Here is a 22040-nt window from a genome sequence, read left to right on the forward strand (position 1 = left end):
AACAATTCAACAAAATCAATAAAATTATATTTTAATTTAAATTCTGTTCCCTCAATTTCTCTGCGTATACATGTCATAAGTAAGTTCATATTTTCAATACAGTCATGTGAAAACAATTCCTCATCTTTAATTTTGTTATAAATATTTTCCGCAAACATGAGATACTGTGGCATTTCAGCAGCTCCTCATTTTTATAAAGTATTTTTCTTAAGGTAGTCCTATTATAACAATGTTGCAACAAGAAATTTTCCATTTTTAGTTTAAGGAATTTTTTAAAATTATAAAGACGATTAGATTCAATAAATTAGCACGAATAAAAGCTAGGGAAGTTTGATTTTTCTAATGAGCTTTGAAATTGATTATTGTGTTTAAATCATCAATTTAAAAAAGCTTGCCTAGTAGGCAAGCTCCCCCTTTTTGATATTTGCGCTGATCAACAAGGTTTAGTGTTACCTACAGCAACACACTGATAATACTGAAATATTTAAAAATAAAAAAGCCCACTTCCTATTTTTATTCAGAAATGGGCTTAGCGAAAAAAAACGCTTAGACCTGAAATAGGAAATATCTATTCGGAAATATTTCCAACTACATATTGGCATAATATTTAAGCACTAGCAATAGGGATTGAATTAAAAATATCAAATATTCATATTTAAATAGATAAAGTTTTATTTTTAGCCTACATAATTTTTTTACTTATCAAGAGTTATAAAGAATATGTGCCCATCAATAGGTAATACTTAATAAGGTCTTATGTGTAGTAACCATTAGGCTCTAGAGACTAAGAACTCAAACTGACTAAAAATAAAAAAATAATTAATTTTCAATATTAATGATCATATACTGCAAAGTTATGTATATTCCAACTTCTCCATTGTTGAGTGCCTCATATAAGTCTTCATCAACGAAATCTCCAGATTCATCATATAGCCATTTATGAATTTGAATAATTTGTATATTCCCTTTTTTGTCTATTCTTGCTATTGGGTCTATTACGGACCGAACTATCACCTTCTTCTTCGTCTTAACATCGAGCAATGTGATAATTGTCATTTTAAAATCCTTATAAATATCCTGTATAACAACTACTCTCAATCAATAAAGATTTTTATATTTAAATTACTTAAATAGCAATCTTTTCAATCTAAAAAATAAATAAAAAACACTTCAATAGTATGTGCCTATTAGAAAAGATACCTTAAATATTCTACTAGCAATAAAAAACCGCTTTAAGGGCGGTTCATCTAAAATTCACAGGTACTTAATGAAGATTTTTTTTCTGTCTTTGCATCTTTCTGGGCTCACAAATTTTTCCAATAAAGTTAGTTAACCACAAAATACTTTCTTCACGATCTTCAAAATGAGGTATAAGGCTTAAATCTACTTTTATTTTGCGATCAGCTAAAGGCAAACTTAAACAATGTTCAAAGTCTATTGAGCTGTACTTCAATTTGAGTCTTTTTTCTGCAGCTTGATTCTTTATCTCAGCCATAATGCGATTTAGATTAACAATCAAATTATTTGAAATTTTATTATTTTCATATACCCGTTCGTAAACTGTCTCAGCTACATCAATGTAATTTATTAGCTCTACATTCTTATTCATGACATTTGTACTCCGTTTTTTATAATTATCCGTCTAAAATAATGTTTATTTGAGTTACTAAATTCATCACGTACGTAAATATTGTTAAAGTTTTATCACTTATTTTTAATTTAAATATTTGAATTTATTTAATAATTTTATAATTTACTAATATTTATATACATCTTTGTTCTTAACCCCCCTTTTTTTCTATCACTTGCCCATTGAGTTCACCACCCACACAGATATTCATTATAAGTACCAGTTTTTAATCAGACTGGACTATAGCACGAAAGACAACCGCCCGAAAAAGGAAGAAAATTTCTTAAACTATTTAGATAGCATATATGTCTGATTTTACTTGATCCCATAAATCAAGTATTTCATCTCTCATTTCGATTGGTTGTTTTCCAGAAATTATATAAAACGTTTTCACTTCTCCTTGGAAGCTTACTTGGGTTCTAAAGTATGACTCTGTTGGCCTTTGCATACCTGTTCTTGGTCCATACTGCTTTGGAATACTTTCTAACTTCAAATCTGACTCGTCTTTCGACAAGAATTGTCCATGATGGCGACCACCAATAAATAAAGTCATACTTTCACCTAAAAATAATTAATATTTACCAACATAATAAACATAAAATAAAAAATCAAATTATTTTTATTTTTCAAATACTTAGTTCTCAATAGTAAATTATTTACTACCGAGAACTAAATCATCAAATTAATTAAAGAAAAAACCCCGCCAATAACTAGTATGTAGCGGGGCCATTTGCGCCGTAATACGTCCGGCAAACGATAAAACTAGTTTTTAGGTGATCTAATGATATTTAGAACTTTCTCAGACATATCATGTAAGTCAGATCCAATTGGCAGCCAAAAATGATAGTTAATGTTGTCGCGGTTAAAAACTTGCTTGTAGTACTGGCCCTGTACTTTGGTGGGCAAATCCTAAAGCGGAAAGTAAGGAGGAGTAAATGTTAAAAGATCTGAGAAATCTATCTGATGCAGAGCAACAAGAATATTTGGATCGCTTCATAATGGCTAATGAAGAACAGAAGTTTCCTCAAGAGGTTGTAGCACTTTATTTAGATTGCTCGCCTTGGACATTAGCTAGAATGCGTTGTGATCAATCATCACTGCCTTTCTCGAAAATTGGGAGACGTGTTTCATATAAAAAGAAAGACGTTTTGAAATATGAGCAAAGCAAGACTGTGCTTAATACAGCACAGCTTGCAACAGTTTAAGGCGGTTAAACCGCCTTTATTTCTTTTAATCTTTCTGTCCAAACAGATTGGTAGTTGAAGCAATCAATCTTTCCTTGATAAACCGCCTCAATCATATTCATCGAAGCTCTTAATTCCTCATCTGGAATTTGAACATAACCACCTGTCACATCAATTCTTGGTTTAGCCTTGTGATTAAGAAGTCTTTTTGTCACATAAATATTAAATCTTAAAAGGTTGCATATAGTGGCAAATGTACGACGGAAATCATGCATTGAAACGTAATAGTCAACTTCCTTACCCACTCTATTCAATAATGTATCTACCTTAGTTGCATGCATATTCCACGAAGTAGGCATTTTAGTAGCTGGGAAAACCCAATCGTTTTCTCTTAATAACCAACGTTCACGCAAAATACTGTGTAGATGATCACCAATAGGAAAAGTATGATCTGAACCATTTTTGGTATCTCTAAAAGTTAAGGTACCATTTTTAATATCTACATCAGCCCACTTTAGACAACATGCCTCCTGTTTACGGCATCCCGTATACATGCACATTAATACGATATCCCGATGCGTGTTTGACCTAGCAGTATTTTCCAGATTTAACTCATCTTCATAATGAAGCACTGCATTGTAATATTTGTGAATGATGTCTTTATGGAGATGTCTATCCCTACTTGCTATTTTATTCCAACCTCTTGTTACGGAAATAATGTCAACTGGATTACTTTTAAGAATCGGGTTCTCATCTGTTGAATAAAGAACATGAATATACTTCCATAAGGTACCTAAAAGAGATACAGCACCATTTGCTGACGACTCACTTACTTCTGATACCTCAATAAATCGATCCAATACTTCTTGCTTAGATATCTGGAAAAGCTTTTTGTTGCCCCACCCCAAATATAAATCAAAGTACTTACGGTACTGCCTAATTGTTTTTGGTCTAAAGTCATTTCTATCAATATAAATTTGAAGAGCTTCATTCACTGTAATATCTAAAGGATTAGCAACATTCTTTAATTTGATAGGCTTTTCATATTCATTGTTTGAAATTTTCGCCAGAATCATCTGAGCTTTTGCTCGAGCATTTGTTGCAGGAATATCGGTGGATTTACCAATTGTCACTCGATAGAGTTCACCTTCATGCCTCCTTTCAACAATATAGGTTTTACTTTTATTAGTTACCCGAACAGCAAAACCGATCAGTTCTGCATCTCTATATATTTTTTGACCTTTTTCAGTTAATGGAATAGCATCAACAGTAGATTTGTTGAGTTTCATGTCTTAAACCTGTTTTAGCGAAATTTAATTTAACCATGTTTCTCAACAGTCTACAAATAGTCTACAAGCGTTTTTAGTTAATAATAAAATACGTCATTTTCTGACTATAAGCTCTTGTTTTAATTTATTTTAGTAAAAATACGAAACCCACAGGTATATTATAAAAGAAGTAGAATCCGCCTAATCTGGTTTGGATTATAAATGGTGGGAACAAGACATAAACCTTTTTACTTTCAATAGGTTAAAAATTTTAGATAGCTGTATATGAATGTATTCATTTGCTCACACTTATAGGATGCATGTTTTTAAGCTCTATACATATCAACCTACTGACTTTCGTAATTCTATCATTTCCAACAGATGCAAATAATGTATTAAATGAAATACTTCAGGTTATTAGTTTATAGATGGGCTGGATTTAAAGTATTAAAAAAGCCTATTCATATATGAATAGGCTTTTTAGTTTTTATCAATTATTCGTCTTACTATGAATACAAGTTATGCTAACTTCTTTGCTTCTAAGTAGTGAATATCAGCAATTTGTGCATCCCAAAACTCATTCCATAAAGCACAATAATCCATACAAAGCGTTGTTAAGCTCTCATAGTCTTCTTTAGTTATTGCTTGCGCTAACGCAAACCAGAGATCATCTTCATGATCATCATCTGCTGCTTCTGAGGTTTCGTCAGTAGATACCCCATGAACATGGTAATAGCCGCCACCTTCAACATCTACACCAATGGCTTTAGTCGCTTCACGAAGTGGTGGGCTAAAAAGAATCACTTCTTCTTCCGCCACTGCAAGTAAAGCAACTACTTTAATATAACTATCATAAGATGATTCTAGAAAATTTCTTACCTGATCTGCAATTTTTGAAGGTTGATACTCTCTACGGTCCTTCTCACTCAAACCATAATCATTTAATAAATCTTCATATAAAGGATAATGTGCATACTCCGGATTACCTAGATAATAATTGTCTGGGTCTGTTCCTGGTCTAAAACCAAATTCATCAAGTACATTTAAACTTAATAAAACACGTGGAAACATTTTAGCTCCAGAATGGAGTTTAGGCTCCAATTGTTTTGTCTGGAACTGGGCCATTAATAAGGCATCAGTAAAAATCTGAACAATCGCATGACGATATTCTAAATGAATTCTTGTTAAAGTGAATTTATCAAGCAATCCATTATTTAAAACTTCGATCGCCGGATGTTTACATACTGGTAATTCAGCAATTCTCGCTCTTAATTGTTTGAGAAATTTTAGATTTTCTTCCCACTGTTCTGTAGGAATACTATTCTTCATCCCCAGTAATGCCTTTTGTCTTGGATTATCGAAATCTTCAAATTTTTTTGACATAATCATTCTCAATAACAAATTAATTCTTATAGTTAGGTTATGAGTTCCCCATTATTTTAATCGTGCATTCATTTGCTACTAAATAAAATTGTATACTCATCCCTAAACAATTTGATATTAGGTTTATTATTACTACAAATCAATGGATAATTTAATGAATTTTTTTAATGAATCAAATAACAATTAATATCGAAAAATACTATTTTTTTAGGCTCTCACATGTTGTATTACATTAGCGTTTTCAATATGATTAAACTGACTTTTGCCAGAGCACTAGCCTTAAAAAAGAAACGGATTTCAAAAGATTTACTACGGGGAAATCGATGTCAAAAAGAGACACTATTATAAAAACAGCAACTGCCCTTTTTAATGAAAAAAGCTATAACTCTATTGGAGTGGACAGAATTATTGCTGAATCTAATGTTGCAAAGATGACATTCTACAAGTATTTTCCTTCAAAGGAAAAGCTAATAGAATCATGCCTTTACAAGAGAAACTCTGATATACAGTCCGCTATATTAGAAAGAATCAATACCAATGACCTACCTTTAGTTCAACTCAGAAGCTTATTTAATTGGTATATTGACTGGATTTACACAGAAGACTTTAATGGATGCTTATTTAAAAAGGCAACTATGGAAGTAGTACAACTTTACCCATCCGTTAAAAATCCTATTAATGAATATAGAGAATGGCTCTATGAGCTTGTTTTTTCTATCTTAATTAAAATTCAGGTAGAGGACGCCGCTGCATTAACCAATCTATTTCTTAATATCCTCGATGGGGTTATTAATGATGGAACAATTGATAAAAATTTAATTAATGCTGAAAAAACTTGGTCTTATATTAAAAAAATAATCGATCTTGAGAAAATTGAGGAATTAGTCGCTATTTAATTTAATAATATTGAAATACTAGACTAAAAAGCAAGTGAGTATACTTTTATTTTTAGTCTAGAAGTTTCATTTAAAAATTTTATTAAGCACTAAATATTATAAAAATTAATAAGATAATTTTTCTTAAAATATTAACCAATAGAATTAGTAACAATATAAAATTTTATTAAAAAGCTTATACATACACTCTTAATATCTCTAAAAGAGTTCTTACTCATTAGCTGTACTCATTCAAACCAACATCATAAATCTATTGGTACTAGAATAAATTACGGAATTATAATACTAACAAATAAATCATAGATAATTTAGTTTCTCTAGATAAATTAAAAGAATAATATTTAAAACAAACTTAACAATAAAAATTTTTCTATAAAGTGCTTTTTCATAAATATCTATAATAAATATTGTATTGATCATATGAGCTGTGTATTTAGAGAGCAAAATTTACGAGATATTTCATAACACCAAGCAACAGCATTGCTAGCAATTTAGCACAATGATACTTTAGAAAATCTACAATCAAGCTAGCCAATGAAAAGTGCAATTTCAAAATACAATTTAAAGTAGATATACTTCACGACAAAGTTTGCTCGATATCTCTTTAAAATGTCCCCTACTTCTAGCTTTTGGCGTAGTCTCTTCCGTCTCATACATATTTATGCTGGTATTTTTATTGCCCCATTTATATTTGTTGCCGCATTTACTGGCTTACTATATGCAATCACGCCTCAGCTAGAGCAATTCATCTATAAAGATGCATTAAATGTTCAGCCTTTAAATAAGGAGATATACCCTCTAAGCCAGCAGATTGAAAGCGCAAGAAAAGTCATGCCTGCAACTGCACAAATTACAGAAGTCAGACCATCACCAAGCCCTGTGCAAACTACGCGGGTTATTTTTTCCGATCATACACACCATCTAAATAATGAAGCCGTTTTTATTGATCCTTATACGCTTTCTGTAAAAGGACAACTTGCTGTGTATGGAACCAGTGGCGTATTACCGTTACGTACATTCTTAGATCAATTACACAGCAATTTATTATTAGGAAAATGGGGACGTTTTTATAGTGAACTTGCTGCAAGTTGGCTTGGTTTTTTAACTTTAAGTGGGCTATACAGTTGGTGGAAGCGTCGCTCAAACTTAAACAACAGACAAACAAATAAAAATCACTTATTAAAATGGCATAGTTCTATTGGGTTAGCTTTACTACCACTTTTATTGTTCATTGCAATTACTGGTCTTACGTGGTCTCAATGGGCTGGTGATAATATTCGTATTGCCCGTCAATGGTTAAACTGGCAAACACCAACATTGACCACCTCACTAAATCAGATTTCATTGCCAGAAATGTCTCATCATGAACATCACGAAATGGCCATGGAAACGCCAAATTTAGACATCATTCCAGCTGAATTCGATTCTGTATTAGCAATTGCTCGAGCAAATGGGATTAATTCAACAGAAATACAAATCAAACCGCCAGTTGCTGCGAACCAAGCTTGGACTGTTGCGGAAATACAGCGCAAATGGCCCACACAAGCAGATAGTATTGCGATTGATATACATGAACACAAGGTAATCGATAAACTCGCTTTTAAAGATTATTCATTAGTTGCAAAACTTACACGCTGGGGAGTTGATGCACATATTGGGGTACTATTCGGTTGGGTCAATCAATTAATTCTGGTTCTGTATGCGCTCGGGCTATGTGTAATGATTGTTTATGCGTATAAAGCTTGGTTTAAAACCTCCAATGTAAAACTTACGACCCATCATTTTATTAACCAAACTTTGTTCGTATGGAAACATGCAACTACACAACAAAGAATAATTACGACATTAATGCTTGCTATTCTAGGGCTGAGTTTACCTATTTTTGGTTTTAGCTTAGTCATCACCTTATTTATTTTGCTCATAAAAAAACAGCTCCCTCTTAAAGCTTAATAAAGCTCTGGTCTTTGCCAACTCATCAGCTTCTCGTATTAGGGAGATGATCAGTTGGTAAAAGATTAAATGAATAAAATACCGGTTAAACAATTCCCTACTTGTAGTTTTGGCTGCTTCTTGGCAAGGTATGTGCCAGTAAAACATTAGGAATTTGTTCACATATGGCGAGTCCGGCACAAATCATTCGACATAAATTTCTCAATACATTCTTTTCACGCCACTCTATTTGGTTCTTGTGTATTTTTACTGCACTCACAATCACGTGGTTTAGAACCGTATATACACCTCATAGTATTTATTATTTTATTTCGGATACTTTACTCAACGGTTTATGGGTCGTCAGTGGCGCATTAAGCTTATTAGGTCTATATGATGTCTTACAAAATAGACATTCAATCTTAAGAAATTACCCGATTATGGGCCATTTCCGTTTTTTATTTGAAGATATACGCCCTGAAATTCGCCAATACTTTATTGAAGCGGATCAAGATGCCCTTCCTTTCTCGCGTATGCAAAGAAGTTTGGTTTATCAACGTGCTAAAAATGAGAATGCAGATAAACCTTTTGGATCAATTATTGATGTCTACCAAGAAGATTATCGCTTTATTGTTCATTCCATTAGTCCATGTCCACCAGCGGATCCTAAGAGTTTCCGTATTCAAATTGGTAATGCCCAATGCCTTCAACCTTATAGTGCATCCATTATGAATATCTCTGCCATGAGCTTCGGTAGTTTAAGTGCGAATGCAATACGTGCATTAAATAAAGGAGCACAATTAGGCGGTTTTTATCACGATACCGGTGAAGGTAGTCTCAGCCCTTATCATTTAGAAAATGGTGGTGATATTGTTTGGCAAATTGCCAGTGGATATTTTGGCTGCCGCACTTTAGACGGAAAATTTGATGAACAGAAGTTTGCTAAGCAGTCTCAATTGCCACAAATCAAAATGATTGAGCTTAAGCTTTCGCAAGGAGCTAAACCAGGCCATGGCGGTATTTTACCTAAACATAAGATTACTGCTGAAATTGCCGAGATCCGTGGTGTTTCCCGTGACCATGATTGTATCTCTCCTGCCAAGCATTCAAGCTTTTCGACACCAATTGAAATGATGCATTTCTTACAGAAGTTACGGACTTTATCTGGTGGTAAACCGGTAGGTTTCAAACTGTGTATTGGTCAACCTTGGCAATTTATGAGTATTGTAAAAGCAATGCTTGAAACAAAAATTGTGCCTGATTTTATTGTAGTTGATGGTTCTGAAGGTGGTACTGGCGCAGCCCCTATTGAGTTTAGTGACTATATCGGAACACCATTACGTGAAGGCCTACGTTTTGTTCATAACACACTTGTAGGTGCTGGCCTAAGAGATCAAGTTAAAATTGGTGCAAGCGGTAAAATTATTAGTGCATTTGATATTGCCAGCACATTTGCTCTCGGTGCAGATTGGGTGAACTCAGCACGTGGCTTTATGTTTGCAGTTGGATGTATTCAAGCGCAAAGTTGCCATACAAACCAATGTCCTGTAGGCGTTGCAACCCAAGATAAAGATCGCCAGAAAGCACTCCACGTACCGACCAAAGCAGAACGTGTATTTAATTTCCACAAAAATACATTACATGCATTATCAGAAATGATTGCTGCGGCAGGTTTACGTCATCCATCGGATATTAAAGCTCATCATTTAGCTCAACGGATTAATGACCGTGAAATTAAAAACTATGCTCAATTACACTTCTTCTTAAAAGAAGGTGAGCTTTTACAATCTGAACTGAAAAATGATGATGATAATTTCTATTATCGTATGTGGAATATGGCTGACGCCAATCATTTTTAAATAGTTAAAACTGGAGCTGCCTATAGAGGCAGCTTCAAACTTTAATAATAAAAATGTTTCGGCTTTGCATGTAAAAAGGCTGGAATTAAACCTGTTAAAGCCGCACGAATATCTGCACGTTCGTTAATTAATTGATGAGAACCCTCTTCTAGCATCAATAATGTTTGAAGCCTAAACTTACGACGAATAAACTCGATGTTGTAACGCCAGTCTACTGTTTGATCTAATGCCCCTTGTGCAAGCCAGACAGGAATACGACAAGCAGGTCGCTCTTCCATTTCCTGCATCCATTTTGACATTGCCAAAATCCAGTCCATGCCCATCATGCGTGGCTGCAATGGATCTTTTAAACGAATAAATCTTAAAAATTCAGGATTATGGTTATTCCGTCTAAAGTGTCGAGGCACTTGACGCTTAATACGACGAATAATGCCTAGACCTACCGGATTATGCCACCATGCCGTTTTAGCAGGTCGAATTAATGGTGAAAGCAATAAAACCCTATCGACGATTGGATCTTGTCTTTTTTCTGCATACTCAAGCAAGTGATGCATCCAGATTGCCCCACCCGTACTTTGACCAATACCTACCCATGGTTTCGGTAATTGATCAGCATGTTTGACATATTGATAAACCGCCATCAAAACTTGTTGATAATGGTCAAAATTTTGAATACTTGCAGGTGAACCATTACTCAAACCATGACCAGGTAAGTCGTAGGTAATAACACTAAAACCTTGTTCGAGTATTTCGCGAATAATGGGCTGATAAATTCCGCTATGCTCCAGATAACCATGCAATAAACATACGGTTCCTTGGATTTTGTCTAATTTAGGTTTAAAAACTTGGACATGCAGACGAAATAAAGGCATTTGGACATAGCCTTGCCAATGTTCACAGTCCAGTAAATGTAAACCGTATAATTTACGATATGCTAAAAGCTCGCGAGAAGGCTCTTCTAAGGTATTTAAATTGAGTGGGCTTAAAACTTGCGGAGTGAGTTCACGGTTCGGAACCGGTAAATCTAATTGTTTTAATACGGCAGGATTGAGAAATGGAATCTCAGACATTAAGGCACCTCTCGACAATCACTTGAACCAAATAACATGTCACGAATTGTCGCAAGTAATTCATAATTTGCACGACGACTATGATCGTAGTTTTGTATACTCGGTTGCCAACGTGTAAGCGGTGTTGGCATTGGAGCAGTAACAGGAATAGTTTCTATCCCATTTAAAGCAAATAAACGGCGCGTACGTGGCATATGATATTCATCTGTGACCAACATAACTGTAGGCGCACCACCTTTCTTTTGAAGTAACAATGAACTAAAGCGAGTATTCTCACAGGTATTCATACTGCGCTTTTCTAATAATTTTGCATCTACCCCACGTGCTTTCAACCATGCTTGCATATAAGGGGCTTCAACTCCACTTAGTACGATAGGTAGATGGTTTTTCTTTTCAACTTCTAAGGTTTTTTCTAGTCTTAACCGCGTATAGCTGTTAACTACAATATCTTTGCCATTTTTATCTAAAGTTAAACCACCGCCCAATACTACAATCGCATAAGGTTCTGATAACTTTTTAGGTTGAGCAGGCAGAGGGTTTTTACGAACATATTCAACTTTCTGCTCAGGCTCACTCGCCGCTTTTTGATGCTCTGGCACTACAGGTTTTCTTGCTAAAAACTCCGTATATTGCTCTGTAAGGGCTTTATTTTCAGAACTATTAATAGAAAGTGCTGCATCGATAGGACTACTTGCTTCATCGGCCGCATCAATTTCTGAGTTTTTCGCAACCAAAGGAACACTCACAGCCGTCGTTTCTTTCTCTTCCTGTAGTTCTTGTTCTTTTTCTTCTAAAAGAATAATTTGCTGCAAAGCCTTATAGTTTTCTTGTATGTAACCCAAATCTGCTGTCTTATTTTCACGTAAAGCATCTTCTGTTAACTTCAAATAAGCCTGACGAGCAATCCATAAATTTGACCCCGGCTCTAAGTTATCATGTTCACTTAATGCTGCTTTTCGCTGGCTTTCCGCAGCCACCTCATTAACATCTACCGGAACAAAATAGTTAAGTCCAGCTACAATAAGTTTTGAATAAAACGGCGAATACAAAAAAATCACGAAACAGCCTAATAGTACAAATAGTACAGTAACTACTTGTACAAAACGTACCATCAAGTGTACTTTTGGCATAAAACTATTCCGTATGATTTTCAATTAAACCTAAATTGTTATAAAGCACAGGCTCTGGTTCTAACATAATTTGGAAACGCTGTTCAACATCATGTTGTACAGCTTGATAAGTTTTCTTTACATCCGCAAGAGATGCATTGGCATAATTCACCAAAACCAAAGCTTGCTTATGGAACATTCCCACTACACCGAGCTGTTTACCTTTCCATCCAGCCTGATCAATTAACCAACCAGCAGCAATTTTAACGTTACCATTAGCCTGAGGATAATGTGGAATTGTTGAGAATTGTGCGATTAATCGTTCAAATTCTTGAGTATTTACAATCGGATTTTTAAAGAAACTTCCTACATTCGGATATTCTTTTGGATCAGGTAATTTACTTTGACGAATATGAATGACCTGATTTTGTAAATTTTCAGCAGTCAGGTTATCTCCTACTGCCTGTTTTAAATCACCGTAATTTAGCTTTAGATTGGCTTGTTTAAGCAGCTTAAAGGTGACATGAGTAATGATGTAACGAGCTGGGTCATCTTTAAAAATGCTATGTCGATAAGAAAAATGACAATCTGCTGCCGAAATTGATCCGGTTTGTTTTAATAGACGGTCATAGACTTGTACCGACTCAATAAACTCACCAACCTCAACACCATAAGCACCAATATTTTGCACTGGTGAAGCACCAACCAAGCCCGGAATAAGTGCCAAGTTCTGCAAGCCAAACCAATTCTGCTTTGTACTATATAAAACGAAATCGTGCCAAACCTGCCCTGCACCGACTTTAACTCGAATAAAATCCTGATCTTCAGATAAAACGTCTATACCCTGAATATCAAGATGAATAACTAAAGCATTAATTTGTTGCGGTAATAGCATGTTACTACCGCCAGATAATACAAGTACATTTAGCTCATGCTCTTTAGCAAAAGCTAAAGCTTCTTCAATATCTTCAATAGATTTGACCTTAGTGTAATGAGAAGCTGTAACATCTAAACTTAAAGTATTGAATGGCTTAAGCTGTACTTGATTTTGAATTTGCATTGTATTGAAAAACCTGTTCTTAAACATTCAATTGTTTTTTTAGGATATTAATCCACGCCAACGCACTTGATTCACATTGGTCGAGTACACGTTCAAAGCCCTCATCTCCACCATAGTAAGGGTCAGGCAGAGCTTGTTGTGGATATTGAGGATCATGTTCACTCATTAATGCCACTTTTGCCCGAATTTGATGACTGCCAAATTGGAAGATAGCTCTTTGTAGCAAGTCGTGGATATCATCAAAGTTTTGATGATCCATTGCCAAAATCAAATCAAAATCTAAAAAGTCTTGAGTTGAAAGTTGTCTTGCCCGCAAAGAAGATAAGTCATAGCCTCTTTTTTTTGCATGCAATTGGCTACGCTGATCAGGTGCTTTATTTGGATGATAGTTACTTGTTCCAGCTGAATCGACAATGATATTGAGTTGATGCTGATCACAATAATGTCTAAAAACCACTTCAGCCGTGGGAGAACGGCAAATATTTCCTAAACAGACACATAACACCTTATACTGTGCTTCCATTAGAAATTTATTCCAACCACTTAAACTAAAAAATAAATAAGTATTTTACACGCAAAAATCTGCAAAAACCCGACAAAATTATTCATTATTATCAGGTTTGAATTGACCATTGTGACAAGCTCTCATTTTCTCAAAACTCACGCAGCTTGAAAAGTAAAATGAGAGATTTTAAAGGAATTTTCTATGTGCTCAATCCTCAACTCAATCTTGATTGCCTTTCAAGATTGAGTATCTGTAGCAATGAACACTGAAAAATCTAATAGCTTATAAATATTGCAGGATCAGTGTGAGAAAAAATTATTAAAAGAATTTGATATCAGTTGGAGTCGATATTTTAGCTGCATCGCCTAAAGGTTTTAATGAGCCATTTTTGGTATCAAAACGGAATAAGCTAATGTTATTACTATAAACATTCGTCACATACAGATATTTACCTGACTCATCAAATGAAAAAGCACGTGGTTCAATACCATTGGCCTTATAAACTTGCGGTTGACCTAACAGCCCATTCTGTTGGATTTTAAATACCAAAAGTTTGTTATCCGCACCACGATTTGCAGCGATCACATACTTACCATTTGGACTAAGAATAATTCCACTTGCGCTCTTGAATTCAGGTGTTTTATCTTCGTGAACTAGTTTTAGCTCAGCGACTTTTTTCAAATGGCCATCTTGTACGTTAAACGTCACAATTTCACTTCGCATTTCCGCGGTAATGTATGCCTGTTTACCATTTGGTGAAAAGACCATATGACGTGGACCAGAACCATGCTTAAAACTCACATCTCGGCTCTTGTCCGCTTCAAGTGGTTGAGGCTTACTTGGGTTGTAACGAAAAGCATAGACTTTGTCATTTCCAAGATCACTTGCATATAAATACTTACCATCTGGGCTAAAAGTTGTCGAATGGGCATGGCCACTATCCTGACGTCCTTTAACATGACCAGAACCCTCCGCAAAAACAATATTTTGTACCATTTCACCCAAATGTCCATTTGGTAAAATTGGCAAAACAGCGACACCGCCACGTCCTTTATCAAATGCAGAATAATTCGACACAAATAGGAATTTACCATCTAAACTGATGGATGCATGTGTTGGATGCCCGCCATGACTATTTACCGTGTTCAATACCTCTACCTTTCCGTTTTGAACCGATAATGCCGTTACCGCCCCTTCATTTTCTTCATTAGTGGTATATGCAAAACGGCCATCTTTCGATTTTACAACCCAAGATGGACTTTTCATTTGCAATACCTTAACAGGAGTTAAGGTCCCGTCAGCATTAACTTGTAGCTGGTACAGACCTTCACTGGCTTTTTCTGGTTTTTGCACAAGCGGTGCATCTGGGATAGATGTCCAGGTTCCTACTAAAGCGATTTGTTGTTGTGCTGCGTTTACTGTAGAGCCCCATCCAAATGACAAAAGTGTCAATGATAATGTTGCTGTTAATTTTTGAATTAGCTCACGATACTTAATATTTGCGTATCCATTTTTGTCGGTATCCTTGCCGTATCCAGTATTGACATCAGTATCTATTTTCACATGCATATCCTTAAAAAAATTTACCTTATTTGCATTTACCAATAAGGTATTCACAATCTAATTTCATTTAATGATTTTGAAAATTAGTTTATAAAATGCCAATTTTCAAGTGAATTTTCTTTAACTAAATGCAGCTTAAAAGCACAGCTACTTTTAAGAGAATTTGCAGAATGAATCCTATAGAATGCATCTATAATAATTTTCAAAAATAAGGAAATAATGTATATGAGCCATTTTCAGTTTCAGACCGTTCCCAACATTATTTCAGGACTCGGTTCTATACAAGAATTACAGAATGTGTTGGCATCAAAAACTTACCGCAAGTTATTACTGGTAACTGATGCGGGTATGATTAAAAATCAGTTACACCTGCCTATTCTTCAAATTTTAGATACTCTTAAAATTGAACATGTCATTTATGCTGATGTTCAGGCCGACCCACCAGAGCAAGTGGTATTAGATGCAGCAAATTATGCTAAACAGCAAAATGTAGATGTTATTGTCGGCTTTGGAGGCGGAAGTTCTTTAGATGTAGCCAAAGTGATTGCCTTACTCGCACATCCCAACCAAACTCAAAACCTACAAGAAATGTACGGGGTAAATCAGGTCAAAACAACCCGACTTCCACTTATTTTAATTCCCACTACAGCCGGTACTGGCTCGGAAGTGACACCCATCTCAATAGTGACTACAGGTGAAACGACAAAAATGGGAATTGTCTCTCCGGTACTCTATGCCGATACAGCAATTCTTGATGCAACTTTTACTCAAAATCTACCTGCCCATATTACGGCTGCTACAGGTATTGATGCAATGGTCCATGCCATTGAGGCATATACCTCTAAACATAAGAAAAATATTTATACCGATATTTTAGCGAAACACGCTTTGAAGCTGCTGAACCATAACTTACCGAAAGTTCTTAAAAACGGTAATGACTTAGAAGCACGTCAGAACATGCTGTTCGGTTCAATGCTTGCAGGTCAGGCATTTGCAAACTCACCTGTTGCTGCCGTGCATGCTTTAGCATATCCATTGGGTGGGCATTTTCATTTGTCGCATGGACATACCAATGCTTTGGTGCTCGTTGAAGTACTGAAATTTAATGCGCCCTATGCCAAACAGTACTATGCAGAACTTATGCAATGGCTAGACCCATATAGCAACGGTAGCACCGATGGGTTATGTGATCTGTTTATTGACCATATGCAAAATCACTTAGACCGTAGTGGTTTGACTTTAAAACTTAGTGAGTTAGGTATTGAAGAGTCTAGCTTACCAAGACTTGCTCAAGATGCCATGTTGCAAACTCGATTACTGCAAAATAATCCACGTGACATGACAGAAGCAGCTGCTTTAGCAATTTATCAGGCGATTTATTAATGACTAAACCCGTTTTAAAAACTCGTGATCAATTTAAGTTCTTTTTAGATATTCAAACTCGCTGGGCAGATAACGATATTTACGGTCATGTGAATAATGTGACTTACTATAGCTATTTTGATACTGCAGCCAATGCTTTGCTCATCCAGAAAACAGGTTTTGATATTCATGAAGCAAAATCAATTGGTTTAGTCGTCGACTCAGCTTGTAGCTTTTTTCAAGAGTTATCATTTCCAGAAGTTATTCAGGTAGGTGTTGCGATTGGTAAAATTGGTACAACATCTTTACGCTATGAATTGGCAATCTTTAAACAAGGTCAAGACCAAGCATCAGCTCAAGGACATTTTGTGCATGTGTTTGTTGACCGTGAAACACGCAAGACTGTTCCAATATCCGAGTCAGTCCGTGAAGTTTTAGAGAATTTTTTATTATAAAAAATGAGGCAAAAAGAAAATAAGTTCCTCTTTTTGCCTCATCCTAACTTAGATCATTGCAGGATCACTAAAGGAATCCTCACCTGTTTCGACTCGGCCAGCAAAACGTCGGTAATAATACGGATCACTCTCGCTCGTAACTTCAAAATCATACCAATGCCCAACATCAGCCAACGACCAATGTTGCTTAACAACTTGTCTCGCTTTTACGGTCAGTTGCAATGGCGCATCTGGTCGATATGCACAAGGTTTTACTGTCAATATTGTATCCTTGGTTCCCTCATTCATGAGTTCGACATAAACATCACCATTAGCAATGTCATAGCACACTCGAATTTCAGGTTTAACACCACTATCGATAATACGTTGAGTATCCCCTTTAAAATGACGATGGTAGCCATTTGGACCAAGTACCCATAGGTCATAACGGCCTAAGTTATCGTTTAAAGCATTCCATTCATCATCTAAAGTTTTATTCGGCTCGACAATATAACGCTTTGGAATACGGTCTAAATTGAGCTTGTCATATACGTGGAAAACCGCTGCCTGCTTACCCGTATTAGAAAAAATCAATTGCACCTTACCATCTGCTTTACAACGCGCACTGGTATGCAACTCATAAGGTAGCGCCCGTGATAGACGGATCCCACTTTGCTGAATGGGTAACTTAATATCCGTGGGTACAGGAACAGCTGGCAAAGCTTCTTGGTTTTCCCTTAGCGCATCTGCCTGCACACGTGTTTGTTTACCACTCAGCTGCGGTAAAACATCTGCATTTGGTGTTTTAAAGTTAAATGCACTGGTTAAATCACCACACACTGCACGACGGTATGGACTGATATTCGGCTCTTTTACACCAAAACGTTTTTCTAAAAACATGAGCACGGAAGTATGATCAAAAACTTGTGAGTTGACCCAACCACCACGGCTCCATGGGGAAATCACATATAAAGGAACACGAGGGCCCGGACCATAAACTCGTCCATCAGGTGTAGGCTGTGAATGGCTCCCCTCAGGTGCAGCATGATCAAAATATTCATCTTGCATATCAGCATTGCTTAGTGTCGATTTACCTGCGTACTGGCCGTTTTTGAGTCGAGATGGTGCTGATGGCGATGGCATATGGTCAAAGTAACCATCATTTTCATCAAAGTTGATGAGCAGAGCCGTTTTACTCCACACCTCTGGCACAGCAGTTAATGCATCAATAATTTCTTGAATAAACCAAGCTCCTTGAACCGGGCTTGAAGGGTCCGGATGTTCACAGTATATCGATGGCGCGTTAATCCAAGAAACTTGCGGTAACTTCCCTTCACGAATGTCTCTTTTAAAAGCGTCGAGATATTCTTCTGGTTTATTGCCCGGTAGCGTATTTGCAATGCCTTTATAGAGTGGATTTTTGGTATTATCAGTAGCCGCATCATAGGCTTTATACGGTAGTTTTTGACCCGTATCGGCATACGGTTTATTCGGCTCTCCACCGCTTGAAACGGGATAACCGGATGCAATGTTGGCCTTTCTAAAAGAACGGAATGCACCCAACATATTATCGCCCCATTCATCTGGCATATTCTGATAACAAATCCAGCTTATCCCTGCTTCTTCTAATCTTTCGGCATAGGTTTTCCAAGTGTAACCACGGTCTGCCGTTGCTGGGTTACCATCAATCCAGTCCCATTCATTATTTACAAATGAACGCTTGGTCGGTGTTGCACCATTGGTACCAGTTAAATGAAAAGAGCGGTTCGCATCTGTTCCGGTGTGCATGGAACAATGGTAGGCATCACAAATTGTAAAGGCATTGGCAAGTGCAAACTGATATGGGATTTCTTTTTCTTTAAAATAGCCCATAGATATATCGGTTTTATGAGTTGGCCAGTTTGCCATACGTCCATTGTCCCACGCTAACTGACTGTCATTCCACGTATGAGGCGTACCATCTGCACGCTGTGCATTATTGGCTGTTCCATCTAAGTGAAATGGAGTTAAAACCTGACCATTACTTCTCAGCTGTTCCCAGACACGGCGACCATTTGGCAGAGGAATCGTAAAACGGTCAGCAAAGCCTCGAACGCCCTTTAATGTACCAAAATAATGGTCAAAAGATCGGTTTTCCTGCATTAAGATGATGACATGTTCAACATCCTGAATAGTGCCCGTTTTATTATTTGCAGGAATTGCTAGAGCTTTTTGAATACTCGATGGGAAAGCCGCCAACGCTGCAGCGCCAAAGCCCATATTTAAAGAGTAATTTAAAAATTTACGACGTGTAATCATGATCAAATTCTTTTTATTATTTAAGTTTATGGAGCACAGCGCATGACAGGCTTTTTACCTGTATCGGGTGTATTCGAATTATCATTTGCCGAGTCGTTACAACCACTCAGCAGAATGGCGCCGATTAATAAAAAATAAGAATATTTAAAGGAAGTTGTTCCTGTGCATTGCCTTTTCATGACGATATATAGTCCATTTAAAATCTAAAATGGCTAACATAGAAAAGTACAATGACAGTGGCGTGACCTGAATATTTCAATCCAGTGAAAACTATGAAAATTCTATTTTTCAAGTTTCTCACCAGATCAAAACTCAATTGAACTTAAGGCTTTAATTGAATATTTTGCAGCTCACCATCAAAAGTCTCTATGAGGCTTTTAATAACGGGTTGTTGCTGTAATAGTTCTGTAGCCCGATGGAAAGCTTTTTCTTTACGAACGCTTTGCATAACATACGGTGTAGCAGTATTGACTGCACCATACTCGACCGTAAATTGCGTATTTGGCCATTGCTGCTTTAAAGCTTCAATTAGGGCTTGTTGTAGCTGAGTCAACATATTTTCATATTCTTGAGGAATATGGAAAACCGTGTTACCACCAATTTCCCCAGTCATCACACCATGTTGAGCAAGTTCTTGAACGGCTGGAGAAAGCTGGCTATTTCTAAACCAAAACTCCCACTTTTCAAGTGTCCACTCACCTTCCAAAGTTTGTGATGGCAACTTTAAAATATCTTGTGGCATCAGTTGGCTGTTATCTGTTGCGTTAGGCTCTTTTACCACCGCAACTGTTTCAACAATTTCAGCTTGCATCAATGATTGTTGTTCAATAACAGGTTCAGAAACCAAGTCATAAGCTGACATATCTTGAGCAAGTGAAAATTCAGCACTCGATGCTTCAAATAAACCTATAGGCTCAGCAGTAGAAGCTGGTTCAGGTTCGATTTGTTTGGCGTGGGTTTCAGCCTGAACTTGTACTAACTTTTGTTCTGGCACCGGAATGAAATCTTCCTCAAGAACACTAACGGTCTCTTGAACAACTGCTGACTCAAGTCCAATCAACTCATGATGATTTGGGTCAAATACCATTAAGTCCTGATTAGGTTCAGGTTCAGGTTCAGGTTCAGGTTCAGGTTCAGGTTCAGGTTCAGGTTCAACCATAGCGGGTTGGCTAATAACTTCAACAGGCTGAATAGCACTTACAGGAGTAATCTCTTGGGCTGTTTGAGCTTGTGAATTTAGGCCTACTTCTGCTTGCCCATTTTGTTGAACAGGCTCTGAAACTAAAATTTCATTTGGTGCTAAAGGACGGAATGCCAATAATCGTAAAACGCACATTTCAAAACCTTGCTCTTGCGTTACGGCAAGCTGCAAGTCTGAACGGCCTTTACATGCGATTTGGTAGTAAAGCTGCAAATCTTGAGCAGAAATCAGTTTAGAAAGCTGAAGAATTTTGGCATTAATTTCTACACTATACTTTAAGCCGAGCTCTGGTAAATATTGTAATAAAGCCAACTCATGCAATGTTGAAATGAGCTGATCCAGTACTAACGAGACATCTAAGGCTTGATATCTAAATTGGAGTAATAACTGGCTCACTTTTTCACGTTGGTTTTGATGAACCGCTAAAATCAAATCATATATGATCGTACGGTCAATCAGGCCAAGCATTTCTTTAACATCTTGATGATGTACAGCACCTTGCCCATAAGCAATGGCTTGGTCAGTTAAAGATAATGCATCACGTAATGAACCTTGAGCAGATTCAGCAATTTGCCAAATTGCATCTTGGTCAGCAGCAATCTGTTCTTTTTCAAGAATAGCACCGAGGTGCTTGGTAATTTCATCGACAGCTAAAGGTCGTAGAGTAAATTGCAAACAACGTGAAATAACCGTAATCGGTAGCTTTTGTGGGTCTGTCGTTGCAAACAAAAACTTAACGTGTTCTGGTGGTTCTTCTAGTGTTTTTAATAACGCATTAAAAGAATGCGTAGAGAGCATATGTACTTCATCAATCAGGTAAACTTTAAAACGGCCTTGAGTTGGTGCATAAGGAACGTTGTCTAAAAGTTCACGCGTATCTTCTACTTTTGTTCTTGAAGCAGCATCGATTTCGATTAGGTCAATAAAGCGGCCTTCGTTTACCGCTTTACATGTTGCGCAGACTTCACATGGCGTAGAAGTCACACCCGTTTCACAGTTCAAACACTTGGCTAAAATACGTGCAATTGTAGTTTTACCTACACCACGCGTTCCTGTAAATAAATAAGCATGGTGAAGACGACCGCGTTCCAATGCACTACTTAATGCACGAGAAACATGGTTTTGTCCCACTAACTCATTGAAATTACGTGGACGGTATTTTCTAGCAAGTACTTGATACATGTATGCTCCTTGTTACAGGCATAAGCATACTTTGTTTTTAAAAGAGTGTGAACGTATAAAGCTCATATCCGTACAGATAAACTGCGAACTGACTTCTTTTCTCTACC

Annotated in this window: 18 protein-coding genes and 1 pseudogene; 6 read left to right on the top strand and 13 right to left on the bottom strand. The window is 36.5% G+C overall.

Annotated elements, in window-relative coordinates; all coding sequences use genetic code 11:
* The 4 genes and pseudogenes from MKL62_RS19660 to MKL62_RS17515 all read right to left on the bottom strand — a co-directional run.
* Positions 1–173: pseudogene (locus MKL62_RS19660) on the bottom strand (hypothetical protein); the annotation flags it as partial.
* A 646-nt stretch (positions 174–819) separates the two neighbouring features.
* On the bottom strand, positions 820–1056 hold the full coding sequence (locus MKL62_RS17505; protein ID WP_000152665.1) for a hypothetical protein: 237 nt from the start codon (positions 1054–1056) through the stop codon (positions 820–822).
* A gap of 208 nt (positions 1057–1264) precedes the next feature.
* On the bottom strand, positions 1265–1609 hold the full coding sequence (locus tag MKL62_RS17510; RefSeq protein ID WP_001039312.1) for a hypothetical protein: 345 nt from the start codon (positions 1607–1609) through the stop codon (positions 1265–1267).
* 313 nt (positions 1610–1922) lie between these two features.
* Complete coding sequence (locus tag MKL62_RS17515; RefSeq protein ID WP_000171851.1) at positions 1923–2183, bottom strand: hypothetical protein; 261 nt, start codon at positions 2181–2183, stop codon at positions 1923–1925.
* Positions 2184–2565: 382 nt separating this feature from the next.
* Between MKL62_RS17515 and MKL62_RS17520 the strand changes: the two genes are divergently transcribed.
* Positions 2566–2835, top strand: coding sequence for a hypothetical protein (locus MKL62_RS17520; RefSeq protein WP_000910238.1), 270 nt, complete (start codon positions 2566–2568; stop codon positions 2833–2835).
* A gap of 5 nt (positions 2836–2840) precedes the next feature.
* Here the strand turns inward: MKL62_RS17520 and MKL62_RS17525 are convergent, their stop codons facing one another.
* Positions 2841–4103, bottom strand: coding sequence for a site-specific integrase (locus MKL62_RS17525; RefSeq protein WP_030423674.1), 1263 nt, complete (start codon positions 4101–4103; stop codon positions 2841–2843).
* A 498-nt stretch (positions 4104–4601) separates the two neighbouring features.
* The gene (locus MKL62_RS17530; RefSeq protein ID WP_000037356.1) at positions 4602–5465 is read right to left on the bottom strand and encodes a heme oxygenase-like domain-containing protein; all 864 of its coding nucleotides are present in this window, start codon (positions 5463–5465) and stop codon (positions 4602–4604) included.
* A gap of 323 nt (positions 5466–5788) precedes the next feature.
* Between MKL62_RS17530 and MKL62_RS17535 the strand changes: the two genes are divergently transcribed.
* From MKL62_RS17535 to MKL62_RS17545, 3 genes are all read left to right on the top strand, one after another.
* Positions 5789–6361 carry a TetR/AcrR family transcriptional regulator gene (locus tag MKL62_RS17535; RefSeq protein ID WP_000043926.1) on the top strand — a complete coding sequence of 191 codons (573 nt, stop codon included), beginning with the start codon at positions 5789–5791 and terminating at the stop codon, positions 6359–6361.
* Positions 6362–6970: 609 nt separating this feature from the next.
* Positions 6971–8311: a PepSY-associated TM helix domain-containing protein gene (locus MKL62_RS17540; protein WP_005128441.1), complete on the top strand. Its 1341-nt coding sequence runs from the start codon at positions 6971–6973 to the stop codon at positions 8309–8311.
* Between the two features lie 164 nt (positions 8312–8475).
* Positions 8476–10149, top strand: a complete 1674-nt coding sequence (locus tag MKL62_RS17545; RefSeq protein WP_000157981.1) for an FMN-binding glutamate synthase family protein — start codon at positions 8476–8478, stop codon at positions 10147–10149.
* A gap of 41 nt (positions 10150–10190) precedes the next feature.
* Here MKL62_RS17545 and MKL62_RS17550 read toward each other — a convergent pair whose 3' ends face one another.
* The 5 genes from MKL62_RS17550 to MKL62_RS17570 all read right to left on the bottom strand — a co-directional run bounded on the left by MKL62_RS17550 (position 10191) and on the right by MKL62_RS17570 (position 15456).
* Positions 10191–11219 (bottom strand): alpha/beta hydrolase, encoded by a 1029-nt coding sequence (locus MKL62_RS17550; RefSeq protein ID WP_001290023.1) that lies wholly within the window; start codon positions 11217–11219, stop codon positions 10191–10193.
* A complete protein-coding gene (locus MKL62_RS17555; RefSeq protein ID WP_001127151.1) occupies positions 11219–12349 on the bottom strand; it encodes a YdcF family protein in 1131 nt (376 codons plus the stop codon). The genes MKL62_RS17550 and MKL62_RS17555 overlap by 1 nt, the downstream gene beginning before the upstream one ends.
* Positions 12350–12353: 4 nt before the next feature.
* Positions 12354–13388 carry a UDP-N-acetylmuramate dehydrogenase gene (murB, locus tag MKL62_RS17560; RefSeq protein ID WP_001166918.1) on the bottom strand — a complete coding sequence of 345 codons (1035 nt, stop codon included), beginning with the start codon at positions 13386–13388 and terminating at the stop codon, positions 12354–12356.
* Positions 13389–13407: 19 nt separating this feature from the next.
* The gene (locus MKL62_RS17565) at positions 13408–13911 is read right to left on the bottom strand and encodes a low molecular weight protein-tyrosine-phosphatase (RefSeq protein ID WP_000388070.1); all 504 of its coding nucleotides are present in this window, start codon (positions 13909–13911) and stop codon (positions 13408–13410) included.
* A gap of 300 nt (positions 13912–14211) precedes the next feature.
* Positions 14212–15456 (bottom strand): lactonase family protein, encoded by a 1245-nt coding sequence (locus MKL62_RS17570; RefSeq protein ID WP_002017010.1) that lies wholly within the window; start codon positions 15454–15456, stop codon positions 14212–14214.
* A 225-nt stretch (positions 15457–15681) separates the two neighbouring features.
* On the opposite strand from MKL62_RS17570, the gene MKL62_RS17575 reads away from it, so the two are divergent.
* Together MKL62_RS17575 and MKL62_RS17580 are read left to right on the top strand one after the other, a co-directional pair.
* Positions 15682–16839, top strand: coding sequence for an iron-containing alcohol dehydrogenase (locus tag MKL62_RS17575; RefSeq protein ID WP_000017873.1), 1158 nt, complete (start codon positions 15682–15684; stop codon positions 16837–16839).
* Positions 16839–17273 carry an acyl-CoA thioesterase gene (locus MKL62_RS17580; RefSeq protein WP_000165801.1) on the top strand — a complete coding sequence of 145 codons (435 nt, stop codon included), beginning with the start codon at positions 16839–16841 and terminating at the stop codon, positions 17271–17273. Before MKL62_RS17575 ends, MKL62_RS17580 begins: the two co-directional genes overlap by 1 nt.
* 48 nt (positions 17274–17321) lie before the next feature.
* Here the strand turns inward: MKL62_RS17580 and MKL62_RS17585 are convergent, their stop codons facing one another.
* Entirely contained in the window at positions 17322–19550 is a 2229-nt protein-coding gene (locus MKL62_RS17585) for a phosphocholine-specific phospholipase C (RefSeq protein ID WP_030423610.1), read from the bottom strand.
* 322 nt (positions 19551–19872) lie between these two features.
* On the bottom strand, positions 19873–21933 hold the full coding sequence (locus MKL62_RS17590) for a DNA polymerase III subunit gamma/tau (protein WP_123090692.1): 2061 nt from the start codon (positions 21931–21933) through the stop codon (positions 19873–19875).
* Between the last annotated feature and the right edge of the window lie 107 nt (positions 21934–22040).

The sequence above is a fragment of the Acinetobacter sp. AOR01_HL genome, from assembly GCF_027855455.1.
Lineage (GTDB): Bacteria > Pseudomonadota > Gammaproteobacteria > Pseudomonadales > Moraxellaceae > Acinetobacter > Acinetobacter baumannii.

Bases quoted from the DNA above. Each gene is read 5' to 3' on its own strand.
- MKL62_RS17505 (WP_000152665.1), bottom strand. From the start codon at position 1,056: ATGACAATTATCACATTGCTCGATGTTAAGACGAAGAAGAAGGTGATA.
- MKL62_RS17510 (WP_001039312.1), bottom strand. From the start codon at position 1,609: ATGAATAAGAATGTAGAGCTAATAAATTACATTGATGTAGCTGAGACA.
- MKL62_RS17515 (WP_000171851.1), bottom strand. From the start codon at position 2,183: ATGACTTTATTTATTGGTGGTCGCCATCATGGACAATTCTTGTCGAAA.
- MKL62_RS17520 (WP_000910238.1), top strand. From the start codon at position 2,566: ATGTTAAAAGATCTGAGAAATCTATCTGATGCAGAGCAACAAGAATAT.
- MKL62_RS17525 (WP_030423674.1), bottom strand. From the start codon at position 4,103: ATGAAACTCAACAAATCTACTGTTGATGCTATTCCATTAACTGAAAAA.
- MKL62_RS17530 (WP_000037356.1), bottom strand. From the start codon at position 5,465: ATGTCAAAAAAATTTGAAGATTTCGATAATCCAAGACAAAAGGCATTA.
- MKL62_RS17535 (WP_000043926.1), top strand. From the start codon at position 5,789: ATGTCAAAAAGAGACACTATTATAAAAACAGCAACTGCCCTTTTTAAT.
- MKL62_RS17540 (WP_005128441.1), top strand. From the start codon at position 6,971: ATGTCCCCTACTTCTAGCTTTTGGCGTAGTCTCTTCCGTCTCATACAT.
- MKL62_RS17545 (WP_000157981.1), top strand. From the start codon at position 8,476: ATGGCGAGTCCGGCACAAATCATTCGACATAAATTTCTCAATACATTC.
- MKL62_RS17550 (WP_001290023.1), bottom strand. From the start codon at position 11,219: ATGTCTGAGATTCCATTTCTCAATCCTGCCGTATTAAAACAATTAGAT.
- MKL62_RS17555 (WP_001127151.1), bottom strand. From the start codon at position 12,349: ATGCCAAAAGTACACTTGATGGTACGTTTTGTACAAGTAGTTACTGTA.
- murB (WP_001166918.1), bottom strand. From the start codon at position 13,388: ATGCAAATTCAAAATCAAGTACAGCTTAAGCCATTCAATACTTTAAGT.
- MKL62_RS17565 (WP_000388070.1), bottom strand. From the start codon at position 13,911: ATGGAAGCACAGTATAAGGTGTTATGTGTCTGTTTAGGAAATATTTGC.
- MKL62_RS17575 (WP_000017873.1), top strand. From the start codon at position 15,682: ATGAGCCATTTTCAGTTTCAGACCGTTCCCAACATTATTTCAGGACTC.
- MKL62_RS17580 (WP_000165801.1), top strand. From the start codon at position 16,839: ATGACTAAACCCGTTTTAAAAACTCGTGATCAATTTAAGTTCTTTTTA.
- MKL62_RS17585 (WP_030423610.1), bottom strand. From the start codon at position 19,550: ATGATTACACGTCGTAAATTTTTAAATTACTCTTTAAATATGGGCTTT.
- MKL62_RS17590 (WP_123090692.1), bottom strand. From the start codon at position 21,933: ATGTATCAAGTACTTGCTAGAAAATACCGTCCACGTAATTTCAATGAG.